11 protein-coding genes and 1 pseudogene are annotated in these 12,690 nt (G+C 47.2%); 9 read left to right on the top strand and 3 right to left on the bottom strand.

Features of this window, described 5'->3' with window-relative positions; genetic code table 11:
* Window positions 1-39 precede the first annotated feature (39 nt).
* Window positions 40-1,419 (bottom strand): SMI1/KNR4 family protein, encoded by a 1,380-nt coding sequence (locus GRF59_RS02880; RefSeq protein WP_160496151.1) that lies wholly within the window; start codon window positions 1,417-1,419, stop codon window positions 40-42.
* 384 nt (window positions 1,420-1,803) lie between these two features.
* Here GRF59_RS02880 and GRF59_RS02875 point away from each other — a divergent pair, with 384 nt between their 5' ends.
* The 6 genes from GRF59_RS02875 (at window position 1,804) to GRF59_RS02850 (ending at window position 7,969) form a co-directional block, all read left to right on the top strand.
* A complete protein-coding gene (locus GRF59_RS02875; protein WP_160496150.1) occupies window positions 1,804-2,589 on the top strand; it encodes a stalk domain-containing protein in 786 nt (261 codons plus the stop codon).
* Between the two features lie 401 nt (window positions 2,590-2,990).
* A complete protein-coding gene (locus GRF59_RS02870) occupies window positions 2,991-3,992 on the top strand; it encodes a LacI family DNA-binding transcriptional regulator (protein WP_160496149.1) in 1,002 nt (333 codons plus the stop codon).
* 327 nt (window positions 3,993-4,319) lie between these two features.
* Window positions 4,320-5,672, top strand: coding sequence for an MFS transporter (locus GRF59_RS02865; protein ID WP_160496148.1), 1,353 nt, complete (start codon window positions 4,320-4,322; stop codon window positions 5,670-5,672).
* A gap of 29 nt (window positions 5,673-5,701) precedes the next feature.
* Window positions 5,702-6,547, top strand: a complete 846-nt coding sequence (locus GRF59_RS02860; protein WP_160496147.1) for a sugar phosphate isomerase/epimerase family protein — start codon at window positions 5,702-5,704, stop codon at window positions 6,545-6,547.
* A gap of 40 nt (window positions 6,548-6,587) precedes the next feature.
* On the top strand, window positions 6,588-7,682 hold the full coding sequence (locus GRF59_RS02855; RefSeq protein WP_160496146.1) for a Gfo/Idh/MocA family protein: 1,095 nt from the start codon (window positions 6,588-6,590) through the stop codon (window positions 7,680-7,682).
* Window positions 7,683-7,765: 83 nt separating this feature from the next.
* Window positions 7,766-7,969 carry a hypothetical protein gene (locus GRF59_RS02850; protein ID WP_160496145.1) on the top strand — a complete coding sequence of 68 codons (204 nt, stop codon included), beginning with the start codon at window positions 7,766-7,768 and terminating at the stop codon, window positions 7,967-7,969.
* Window positions 7,970-8,061: 92 nt separating this feature from the next.
* Here the strand turns inward: GRF59_RS02850 and GRF59_RS02845 are convergent, their stop codons facing one another.
* Both GRF59_RS02845 and GRF59_RS02840 read right to left on the bottom strand, forming a co-directional pair.
* Complete coding sequence (locus GRF59_RS02845) at window positions 8,062-8,715, bottom strand: cell wall hydrolase (protein ID WP_160496144.1); 654 nt, start codon at window positions 8,713-8,715, stop codon at window positions 8,062-8,064.
* 255 nt (window positions 8,716-8,970) lie between these two features.
* Window positions 8,971-9,879 (bottom strand): AraC family transcriptional regulator, encoded by a 909-nt coding sequence (locus tag GRF59_RS02840; protein WP_160496143.1) that lies wholly within the window; start codon window positions 9,877-9,879, stop codon window positions 8,971-8,973.
* A 188-nt stretch (window positions 9,880-10,067) separates the two neighbouring features.
* On the opposite strand from GRF59_RS02840, the gene GRF59_RS02835 reads away from it, so the two are divergent.
* The 3 genes and pseudogenes from GRF59_RS02835 to GRF59_RS02825 all read left to right on the top strand — a co-directional run bounded on the left by GRF59_RS02835 (window position 10,068) and on the right by GRF59_RS02825 (window position 12,547).
* Window positions 10,068-11,069, top strand: coding sequence for an aldo/keto reductase (locus GRF59_RS02835; RefSeq protein ID WP_160496142.1), 1,002 nt, complete (start codon window positions 10,068-10,070; stop codon window positions 11,067-11,069).
* A pseudogene (locus GRF59_RS02830) lies at window positions 11,033-11,227 on the top strand (SDR family NAD(P)-dependent oxidoreductase); the annotation flags it as partial. The gene GRF59_RS02835 and the pseudogene GRF59_RS02830, both read left to right, overlap by 37 nt.
* Before the next feature lie 105 nt (window positions 11,228-11,332).
* Window positions 11,333-12,547, top strand: a complete 1,215-nt coding sequence (locus GRF59_RS02825; RefSeq protein ID WP_160496140.1) for a sugar efflux transporter — start codon at window positions 11,333-11,335, stop codon at window positions 12,545-12,547.
* The last annotated feature ends 143 nt before the right edge of the window (window positions 12,548-12,690 follow it).

The following is a 12,690-nucleotide window of genomic DNA, read 5'->3' as shown; positions in this document are numbered from 1 at the left end:
GCGTGCTCTTTTTATTGTTAGGCATGAACTAATCTGTTATTAGGCTTCTTTTAGTTGCTTAATTATTTCCTCTGCAAACGAATCGGTTAATCGAAGGATTCCGTGTTTCTGTATGATCCTTCCTTCCTTGATGCGGTGATCAAGCCAATCTGTAACAAAGGAGGGAGCATACCCTCCTTGACTGAATTCCCCGCCAAAAGCGATTATGTTCTGGTAAGCTGCCACATATTGATCGCGACTGGTGTCTTGATATGATTTGGTATATAACCACAACTGCACATCATACATGACATACGATAATGGATCAGCATGAAAAGAAAAATGGCCTTTTTCTTCAACGATCTGTGTACATATACTGCGGATTTTATGTTCAATTTGTTCCACTTCGGTTACTGGGGAGCACAGCTCCTCAAGCAGTGGAGAAAATTTGCTGTATGCTACTTTATCAAGGTCACGTTTTTTGTCTTCCTCAGAAGTATCATATTCTTCATCGCTCACTAGGCCTCTAATAAACTCTTCAAAATTGTCGGCTAGAAAGGTAATCTCATAGTCATCTTCCTGATCGACGTGAACGACTTCAGGTTCACCATCTCTACCGCAAGCTCTATAGTCTAACATCACGACATCATGACCTGCAGAAGGACAATCACAGATCACCACTCCAATGTCTGGATATCCCCATTCTTCAATCATAAACGGACTACCCAGATCCCCGCACAGTGAATAGCTTTTCTCGCGCCCAATGCCCAAAATGCCCGAAATGGCAATATGATCCTCAGCCCAGGAAGTTGGTTCCTCTGTTGGAAAGTTGGTGTACTTCGGTACTCCACCATTCTGCTGCCTCATTAGTTGAATATACGAGGATGGAAGTTTGTACCCCAGCTCTTTCTCGATAGATATGATTAGTTCATCGGTGGGTGGATCAGATTGATAGGATTTTCTTGAATACTCGCTGTCATCCCAGAAATCAGTTAGAGACATATCTGACAAAGGAACCTTCTCCTCTGCGGAGCCATGCTCCAGGGAAGCTCTCTTTTTTGCGAGCCGCAGTTCTTCTCTTTTCTGCTTTTCCACTTTTTGAATGCTCCGCCTTAAAAAATACTCCGTACTTTGATCACCAGACTCTAATTGATCGGATCTGCGGAAAGCTTGAGTTGCTTCCTCATATCGTTTCAAATGATAAAGAGTAAAACCTACCCGATAATGCCATAGGTAATCTTCTTTGCCAGCCTCGGCAATGTTCTCAAGCTGATCGAGCGCTTCTTCATAAAGTCCCAAATTGTTGTAAGCTCTTGCCAGGAGACTGACCCCTTCATAGTCTAATTCTTCTTCGGGAATAGCAACCAGCAAATCCACAATTTGCTGATGTTTTTCTTTTTCATGCCACTCGTTCAGTTGTTCAATAAGCGATTGTTTCATTTTACCTCCAAGATGATTAATTAGAAGATAGCTTCAATTACACATGGCAGCTTCTACCTTTATTTTAGTAATAACTATACATAGAGGCAATTACGCGTTAGAAGGTGGTTGAAGCTTTTCTTCATAGTCTATCAACTCGGAAGGTATTTTTACGGAGCGCTGCATTCGGAGAATGATTAGCAAGGAATTCGGGCTCGTAGTGACAGAGGATGACGTGAACATTCTGAAAGAGTGATTTGGCCATTGATCGTGTAAACATATTATAATCTGCAACATTATGCATTAATATTGCGTTTACCTAAATGAGAGCATATTGTAAAGAATTTTTAACTACAGAATTGAGCTAGGATCAAGAAAATAATTGAACCAGGGGAGTAATCATCTGTGAAAAAAACAATAATGGCACTAACACTTTCTTTAGTGTTTACCTTTTTAATCGGTAATCCTGCGATAAGTTTTGCCAGTAATTTTTCGAATACGGTTGAAAATGGAAAAATTGAAAACGGACGAATGCTGATTCCACTACGTGCTGTTTCAGAGAAATTCAATTCAGAAGTGACTTGGAACCAGGCAAAAAAAAGCATTATGATTATTCGCGGCAAACAAGAGCTATTACTGCATATTAATTCTCGCACTGCTCTATTAAATCACGTGACTCTTAGCCTTGATGTGCCAGCAAAAATTGATAATGGAACAACTTATGTTCCAGCACGTGTTTTCGCTGAAGCCTTTGGGGGTACAGCACTGTGGTCCGAACAAGAACGAAAAGCTACCATTACAATCGGTATGCAACAGGTCTTTATCCATACAGAGCCGCTCAATTCTTGGAAAATGAGTCAGGAGAGAATAAACGTACTTAATTCAAAGATAAATGAAGCCACCGATCTCTCCAGATTTTCGCAAATTCGAACATATTTCAGACCTTATTTTACTGACTCATTCATTAACAAGATTATTGAAAGTAATGGCATTAAAAATAACGCTATACTAACAATAAAATCCGACATTACCTACAGCAGCACCACAGCGGCGAGAATGCACCAATCTGCTTACTTTGAAAGTGGTCCTAACAATCTCGAGCTCGTTGATCGTTATGTGTTCTATACATTTGTTGATAACAAATGGAAGGTAGACGATGTGAATGTGGGCAGACAAATTATTGAGCCATAATATGGTTAAGACTCACACGGACAAGAACATGCTCCGATTATCAATTAGACGATTGTCTAACTATTCTATCCCGATCGGTTATAGCCGGAACGGAAGAGGCCATCCTGAACAAAATAATCACTACAGTGTTGCATGTCGGAGGACAAGAAAATACACGCATAGAAAGCCGCCAAGTGGGCGGCTTTTTATTTAGCTAAGGACAAGAACTAACCTCATTTGTTAGTGGCTTTTTTGCTTTAAAGGTACACATGTCTTATTAATTACATAAATCCTTGAGTTGGAGTGAACGAAGAATATTTAATTACGGATTTCTCAAGAGGATGAAATTGGAACCGGTGCTCGGTTGTATGATAGAATGAAAGTTAAACTCAATTGTACGGAGTAAAGGAGTGGCCTATTTTATGAGACCCATACAGTTCGTGGCCAAGACGGCCGGCGTGTCCGTAGCGACCGTGTCCCGGGTGTTGAACAACAGTCCCCTCGTTAAGGAATCGACGCGCAAAAAAGTGATGGAAACGATCAAAGCATTGGACTATGAGCCGAATTCCCTTGGCAGGGAATTAAGAAGGGCGGAAACACGCCGCGTTATGGTGCTGACCCCGAGCCTCGTTTTTCCAATCATGGCGGATGTGTATAAGGGCATACAGGATGTAGCTCAGCAGAACGGATATCAGGTGCTGGTCTGCGCCTCCGAGGACAACCATGATAAGGAAGAAGAACTGCTGCAAATGCTCAAAAAGAAAATCGTTGATGGCGTCATCGTCGTAGCTTCCACCTTGAGCGCCGAAGAGCTGGACCAACTGGCTAAAGATTACAGCATCGTGCAGTGCTCGGAATACGAGCAGGTGCAGAACGCCTACAGCGTTTCGGTCGACAATGAGCAGGCAGCCTATGACGCGGTAGCTCATCTCTTGTCTCTGGGTCACCGGAGAATTGCCATGGTTAAAGGGGGAAGCGCCAAGAGTTCTTCCGCCGCCCGGGAGCAGGGGTACCGGCGAGCACTCGAATCGGCAGGGATCACGGTGCGTCCGGAGTGGATCAGAGAGAGTGACTACGAGTACCAAAACGGGGTCGATCTTGCCGTCGAATGGCTCCAAACCGCAGATCACCCGACCGCCATTTTCTGCTCCAGCGACGCTACAGCCATCGGCTGCGTCAACGGGGCTATATCACTGGGCAAATCGGTGCCAGATGACGTTGCCATCGTCGGATTCGACGATACGATGGAATCGCTGATGAGCCGGCCGCCCATTACGACGGTGCGACAGCCCAAGTATGATCTCGGCCGTGCCGCGATGGAAGCGCTCCTTCAAAGCTTGCGCGGAGAAGCGGGCGAGAACAAGACGATCCTGCTGCCCCATGAAATCGTCATCCGGGAGTCGACGAAAAAGCAATCCCGCTGACAGGTGAAAAAATGGGGGTTGCGCTCCTCAAAGAAATCGCTTACAATAGCGCTTAAAGAAACGGTTACCAAGCAAGCCGTTTTTTTTTAATCGCTGAAATGTAATGCGTTACATTTCTAAACCGGATTCGCGCGAATCAAGGGTACCATTTAGCAAAACCAACATACAAAACCAACATTAATTTTTCATACCTCAAAAATGTAACGCATTACATTTTCCGAAGGAAGGCAGATTTTCGGGCTTCAAACAGGGAAGAGAATCAAGAATGTTCATCAGGATAGGAAACCGAGAAACCGCATTGTAAAACACAAAAAGTGGTGATGAGACATGGCTCAAACGGCGGGAAAGCTTTCCTTAAGCGAAAAAATCAGTTATGGCTTTGGAGACTTGGCGTCCAATTTCGTCTGGGGGATGACGACAAGCTATCTGCTCTATTTTTACACGAATGTGTATGGCCTGGCCGCCACGGCCATCGGCACCTTGTTTCTGATTACAAGAATTCTCGACGCGGTGATCGACCCGGTGATCGGGGTCATGATCGACAAGACCAACAGCCGGTTTGGCAAAGCACGGCCTTTCATTCTCTTTCTGACGATCCCGTTTGCCATCTTCAGCGTCTTAACGTTCATTACGCCGGATTGGTCGGAAGGCGGGAAACTGATTTATGCCTATTTGACCTACTTGATTCTTGGAATACTGTACTCCGGCGTCAACCTTCCTTACGGTGCACTGATGCCGATGATGACCAAAGATCCGGAGGAGAAAAACCAGCTCAGCAGCTTCCGGATCATGGGGATGGCCATGGGGGCCATCGCGGTATCGGCGCTCACCAACCCGCTGGTGAAATGGATCGGCGGCGGGAACGACCGCTTGGGGTTCCCTGTTACGATGGGCATTTTCACGATCATCGCTATCGTGATGTTTTATGTGGTGTTTCTCAAGTGCAAAGAACGGTTCACGGAGAGCGCCGAGAAGACCAAAGAGTTTAACACGCTCACTTCGGCCAAGCATATGTTTGGCAATCAGCCTTGGGTGATGATCGCCCTGAACTCCCTGTTCATGTTTCTGCGGATCGGCGTCGTGTTCGGAGTCCTGGTGTATTTCGTACAATACGTCCTGGGCCAGCCTGAAATGATTCCGCTGTACTTAACACTCGCGAATGTCGCCAACTTTGCCGGAGGCGCTCTCGCCCCGGTTATACTCAGAAGACTCGGAAAGCGGAACGGGAGCATCGTGGCCTTGACTGGCGCCGTGCTGCTGTACGGAGTGCTGTTTTTCCTGGAAAGCAGCCCGCCTTTCCTGTATCTCGCCATTTTCTTTATCGCCAACATCGGCATCGGTATTAACAGTCCGGCCAACTTCTCCATGCTTGCCGATACGGTGGATTACCACGAATGGAAGTTCGGCCACCGGTCTGAAGGAATGCTGTATTCCGCCTACAGCTTCGCCACCAAGTTCGGCATTGCTGTCGGCGGTTCCGTTGTCGCTTATGCGCTTGGTTTCGCCGGATATAAACCCGATGCGGTTACGTCACAGGCGACCGATATGATCCGCATCCTGTTCTACTTAGGACCGATATTCCTGACCATTCTACAAATCGGCTGTCTGGTGTTGTATAAGCTGGACAAGGAGCATAAGCAGATTGTTCAAGATTTGGACCTGCGCGCATCGTCGATCTAAACCTAAATTTTAAAGAGGAGTGATTTCACATGATTCAAATTCCAGTCGGTCTGCAGCTGTTTTCGGTACGGGAAGCGCTGGCCAAAGATTTTGCCGGGACGCTGCAAAGCATAGCGGATATCGGATATACAAACATCGAGTTCGCTTTTCATAACATCCGGGAAGACGGCACGTTTGAAGTTGATTACACGGCGGCGGAACTGAAGGCCATGATGGACAAGCTGGGCCTGCAGGTGGTTACAAGCCACGTGGCTTTTCATCCGAACCTGGACCTGGATGCGGTCATCCGCTATAACGCCGAGATCGGAAGCAAAGGCATCGTGATGCCATGCGCCTTTTTCCGAGGCCGTGAGGATGCGGTGGAATTGGCCAAATGGCTAGATGCGTCCGGGCGCAAGTCCAAAGAAGCCGGCATCCAGTTCTACTTCCATAACCATTTTCACGAGTTTCAGGAGTTTGGCGGCCAGACGATTATGGACATTCTGCTGGAGCATACCGATCCGGAGCTGGTTCAGGTGGAATTCGATACGTTCTGGGCGCTGCGCGGCGGCGTGGATCCGCTCGCCTTCATGGACAAGTACGGCAGCCGGATCGGACTTCTTCACCAGAAGGACTTGGCTCCGTCGGCCAAACCTGTGAATCTGCTGGAGAAGGTTTCCGGGCATCTAACCGATGAAGTGGTGTTCTCGGCCGCAAACCAGGAGGATTTCACCGAGATCGGTGCTGGCATCATGGACATTCCGTCGATTCTGGAAAAAGCAGAGGAGCTTGGAACGGTTCAATACATCATCGTGGAACAGGATCAGACTGTGAAAGGCGAGCTTGCCAGCGTCAAGGAAAGCTTCGACAACATCCAGAGACTGCTGGCGCAGTAAGGCAGAGCTTCAGAAATACTACCAACCGGGAGGGACCAACATGAGTACATTGAAAATTGGCATTATCGGATGCGGTGGCATCGCCAATGGCAAGCATTTACCCGCGCTGGCCAAACAGCGGCACAAGGCGGAAATGACGGCATTCTGCGACATCGAGCTGGACCGTGCGGAGCTTGCGGCCAAGGAGTATGGAACGCTAGATGCCAAGGTATATACGGATTATGAGAAGCTACTCAAGGACCCATCGATCGATGTGGTGCATGTGCTTACCCCGAACTGCTCGCATTCCGTCATCACGGTTGCCGCGCTGGAAGCCGGCAAGCATGTCATGTGCGAAAAACCGATGGCGATGAACGCCGTCGAGGCGCAGCAAATGCTGGATGCGGCGAAACGCACGGGCAAAAAGCTGACGATCGGCTACCAGAACCGGTTCCGTTCGGATTCGAGAGCGCTGTACGCAGCATGTGAGCAGGGGGATCTTGGCGAAGTCTATTTTGCAAAGGCACACGCCATCCGCAGACGCGGCGTTCCGACGTGGGGCGTGTTTATGGATATCGAAAAGCAGGGCGGAGGCCCGCTGATCGACATCGGCACGCATGCCTTGGATCTGGCTTTGTGGACGATGAACAATTACAAGCCGAAGCTCGTCGTCGGGTCCGCGTTCCATAAGCTGAAGGATAAGATGGACGGCAACATGTTCGGCCCGTGGAATCCGGAAGAGTTCAGGGTGGAGGATTCGGCCTTCGGCTTCATTAAGATGGAAAATGGAGCGACGATTACGCTGGAAGCCTCGTGGGCACTGAATATGATCAATACGAAAGAAGCGCAGGTTACCCTGTGCGGTACCGAAGGCGGGGCCGAAATGTTCGGCGACGCCTGGGATAACAAAGGCACGGTGACGTTTAACCATACGCGGTATGGGCAGCTGGTCGAAACGAGCACTTCTGCCTCTGGAGGCATCGCCTTCTACGAAGGGGAATCGCTGAATGCCGGTGAGCTGGAGGCGAAGCAGTGGATCGATGCCATTTTGGAAGATAAGGAGCCGCTGGTCAAGCCGGAGCAGGCGCTTGTGGTGACGCAAATCCTCGAGGCCATATACAAATCATCGGAAACCGGCAATGCAATCATGTTGTAAATTGCTTTATATATGAAAATAACTGCCTGTCCAGGCTATGTGGACGGGCAGTTATTTGTCTACGACAGGGACATCAAATCAACATGTCTCCCGAAGACTTGATCCGATGTGCGTTTATCCAGCGCTTGTCTTCGGAGAGGAGGAAAGCAATCATCGACCCGACGTCATCCGGGAGTCCGGCGCACCAAAGCGTCGTCATGCTCGGCGTTGTCGCGCACCATGACTGCGATGAAAAGGCGCAGGGGCATGATCCTTGGACCAGCTCCTCCTTGGCCAAATACGGGTAAGTACCTCGACTGATCCCTTTTTATCGATGCATTAGCCCATAAGCCGCGCTTCCCGGGATGCTCACACGCGTCAGTTCCTATGCACGTTGTAATCAAATGGCAAATACATGACGTCCGATATTTACGGTACGGGCGCGTGTCCAAATCCACTTATTCGTTGCCGTTTTCGGATTATAGTAGTAGAGAGAGTTATGGGTCGGGTCCCATCCACGCACGGCATCGATGGCGGCACGGTAGGCAGTCCGGTTCGGCTTCATGCCGAACTGGCCGTCGCTGACGGCAGTGAATGCGTTTTTCTGAAAGACGACGCCTTGAATCGTGTCCGGGAACTCGTCCGACTGGATCCGGTTCATGACGACGGCACCGACGGCTACCTGTCCTTTATAGGACTCGCCGCGGGCTTCGCTGTAGATGATTTTAGCCATAATCTCCATATCATTTTTGCTTAAGGTGTACATTCGGAGCTTCCTCCATGTGGCGGGACCGACCGTACCATCTACCACCGTGCCGTGCTCCTTCTGGAACTGTTTGACACTTGCCTCCGTGCCGGTGCCGTACTTTCCGTCAAGCGTGCCGGCATAGAGACCAATCACTTGCATCCGGTACTGTAAATCAGAAACTTTGGGATCCTCGCTCCCTAATTTAAGGACGGGAGCCGCTTCGGCATGATCAGCCTTCCATGCTAAGCTTTGAATGACTAAGAGGGCGACAAGGATCGAGGTAACTGCCCATTTTTTGGTTATCATCGAAATCATCTCCTTCACGAGGCATTATAAAGGGAGAAGGACAGACTAAGCAAAGTCATAAACTGGAAATCAAGTGGTAAAACCTTGCGGCTCTAAGCGAAATTTTGGTAAGACAGCAGTGTTAAAATGCTGGATCTGCCGCTCGCGGATGTCATGCGTAAATGGAGAAAGACGATCAGCTTCCTGGAGAAAGTACTCTATAACGCTAAATTAAAACCCTCCAAGATCAGTTCTTGAAGGGTTATGGATTTGAATTTAATTTGAATGGGTCATTGCCCGTAGACGCTTTACATCTTCTCTAGGCGGAAAACCGAACATACGAGAATATTCACGACTGAATTGCGAAGGACTTTCATAGCCTACCTGGAAAGCGACATCAGCAGCATCCGTCGATTCAGATAATAACAGACGCCGGGCTTCCTGCAGCCTTAATTGTTTCTGGAACTGAATAGGACTCATGGCGGTAACCTCTTTGAAGTGCCGATGAAGTGAAGCCACGCTCATTTTTCCAATCTCCGCAAGCTCCTCAATGCGAAACGTTTGATTATAACTACTCACAATTCGCTCAATTACATCTCTGATTCGGTACGTAGCACTTCCTTCAAGTGCAATCTGCTCCAACATGCCTCCATGCTCACCTTCATGAACCCTGTAGAGAATTTCCTTGATATAAAGAGGTGCCAGTATTGAGATATCCTTTGGTTTATCCAGCAATCGGACTAATCGAATTACGGCATCCAGCATCGCTAACTCCGTCGGGCTGACATATATGCCTCGTTTGGCATTTTTCTTCTGCCGGCCTTGAATTTCGGAATCGCGTAACACGTCCAGCACTTGCTCCGGCGTAAATACAAGATTCAGAGCCAAATAGGGAGCGTCCGAGGAAGCCTCTACCACTTGCGAGGTAACCGGAAGGTCCAAGGAGGAAACAAGATAATCGGCCGGACTGTATCTGAAACGCTCTTCGGCCAGCCATACATCTTTTGCACCTTGAACAATGATGCACAAGGACGGTTTGTAAACAGTATGCTTTGGGCCGGTAACTGTTGAGCGACGAATAAAGAATAAGGAAGGTATCGCAGTCTCATTCAAACCTTCATGTTCTGAATAATGCTGAATAACACGGGCAAGCTCTTCCTGTTGTTTATATATGGGTTTAGACATCATATCCTCCTTACTCCTTCAACGGAATAGCCCAATTATAAACCATGAAGATGTCATATAAAAATGGTCATGAGAAGATTAGGCAATCTTTTGCGATGAATTGGTTATCGGTTACGAATACATCTGGCGCATAATTGAATTACATAGACACCACAACAGTCTTACTTTCTTTAGAGAGGAGAATCAGAATGGAAAATCGTTCTCTAGGAACTACGGGATTAAAGGTAACGAATCTATGCTTGGGTACAATGACTTTTGGAAATCAGGCAGATCAAAATACTTCATTCCATATTCTTGACCAGGCTTTTGATGCAGGGGTGAACTTCATCGACACAGCCGATGTATATCCCATTGGTAGGGCATCATATGCAATCGCAGGAGCTACCGAATCGATCATTGGGGAATGGATGAAGGGTAAACGGGACAAGGTTATTCTGGCTACAAAGTGTTTTGGAGCAATGGGACCTGGCGCTAATGACAAGGGTTTAAGCAGAAAGCACATCATAACGGCCGTGGAGGACAGTCTTCGTCGCCTAAAAACGAACTATATCGACCTTTATCAAGCTCATCAATTCGACCCAAGTACACCTTTGGATGAAACGCTGCGTGCATTTGATCAGCTTGTGGAACAAGGTAAAGTTCGTTACTTGGGGGTATCCAATTGGCGTTCCTGGCAAGTGGCGAAAGCAAACGGAATTGCGGACAGAAAAAATTACACGCGAATGGTGAGTGTCCAGCCACGCTACAACTTGTTGTTTCGGATGATAGAGGAAGACTTGATTCCAATGGCTCTCGATGAAGGGGTTGGAGTGATCAGCTATAATCCACTTGCGGCTGGTTTGTTAACGGGACGCTACAGTGATCCTGCAAGGATTGAAGAAGGGACCCGCTTCGGACTCGGGAACAATGCAGGGAAGTTGTATCAGGAACGATACTGGCAAAAGGCCAATTTCGATGCAGTTCAAAGATATGTGTCCTGGTGCCTTGAGCATAAATTGGACCCTACCACAACAGCAGTACGTTGGGTTACCCAACAACCTGGCATCACCTCCGCCATCATCGGAGCGAGCCGTCCAGAGCAGTTGGAGGCAAGTCTGCGTGCAGCGGACGTAAGTGAATTGACTCCACAAGAGCTGGAATGGCTTGATGAGTTATGGTTTTCATTACCTCGTCGAAAAGAGCTCAGCTAATAGTTGTCATTATTACCGGTGCTTCTAGTGGGATTGGAGAAGCTACAGCGAAGGAACTCGCCTCCAAAGGAGCAAAATTAGTACTGGCGGCTCGCCGTGAAGAACGAATAAAGACATTACAACATGCGATTCAATTTAACGGTGGGGTCTGCATCCATTACAGATGAGAATTTCAAACCGGTAGTCGAAAAAATGTATGAAGGGGCCATCGATGCAGGAGCGTTAATTTGGAAAAATGCGTTCTGTAGCTTGGAGGTGAGCATTTGTATTCACGGATTAAAAATCTGTTTGAGATAAAAGGATATCGTTTATTCATCATTTGCATCCTGCTGGTCGGTATAGGTATTTCTATTACGCAGCCATATTTATCCCTGTATGCCACCGAAGTTTTGGGAATGAGTATGGGAACCTTTGGCGTTTTTATGGCAGTGAGTTCGTTAGGCGGAGTACTGGTCAACTCGCTTATTGCCAAACGGTCCGATAGCGGGTTGGATCGAAAATGGTTAATTATTTTGGCAATGTTATCATCTGCGTTGGGATACGCTTCCTATTTGGTGTTTGATCATTTCATTATTCTATTGATTGTCATTACTTTTTTTAGTGGATTAGGCGCACCTGCGATGCCGCAAATCTACGCCTATGCGCAGGAATCGGCAGTAGCAAGCCAAACCAATGATAGAACGTTTGCGATGTCTATATTACGTTCACTTGTGTCCTTGGGATTCCTAATTGGACCACTTATCGGTACAGCTATTTTGGGTGTACTTGGATACAAGGCTCTCTTTCTAGGCACATCCTTTATCTATATTGCCATCGCATTTCTTGTGTTCTTTTTTTTACAAAGACGAAAATTGGTCCAGCAAAATAAGGATAAGGTAAAGAGCGCACACACTTCATCGCTGAAAAACAAAAAAATCATGCTGCCGTTTATCGCTTTTATCTTTCTGTTTGCTGTACATGCGATGAACACTATCAACACGCCGTTGTTTATTGTTCATGAGCTTCAGGATACACCAATGGATGTTGGATTGGTCGTCAGTATCTCGGCTTGTTTGGAAATCCCTATTATGCTTGTATTAGGATCGCTCGGCAAGAAAATATCAAATCACACCTTGTTGATTATGGGTTGTTTTGTGGGTCTTTTTTATTACACCATCTTAAGTCTATCGACCCATTCCTGGCAGCTTATCGCGGCACAGCTCCTGCAAGCGATATATGTGGCTATTGTGATGGGGAATGGACTAAGCTATTTCACGGATGTGTTGCCTCATTCACCAGGTCTGTCCACGACCCTCTATTACAATGGCTCCATTATTGGTCGTCTTATGGGGAATATGGGTGGTGGTATTCTTGCCCAGATCATCGGATTTCGTCATGTGTACTGGATGTGTATCGTCATTATGATTTTCTCCTTATTAATCCTATGGGCGACAAGACTTCATTCAAAAGTCAAACCATCAGCAGGACACTCTCTGTAGTTGTTAAGCAAAAAAAGTGAAGGGAAATATTCCAAGCCTGTTTCCCCGCGAGTGACTACGACCAAATTATAGTTCTGTCTGTCTCTATAAACTCAGCCACAATTGTATTGCCACTCTCACAAAAATTGTCAAAGTTCGGCATG

It is taken from the genome of Paenibacillus dendrobii (assembly GCF_009807035.1).
In the GTDB taxonomy this organism is placed as follows: Bacteria; Bacillota; Bacilli; order Paenibacillales; family Paenibacillaceae; genus Paenibacillus_AQ; species Paenibacillus_AQ dendrobii.
This window is presented reverse-complemented; position numbering and strand designations above follow the sequence as displayed.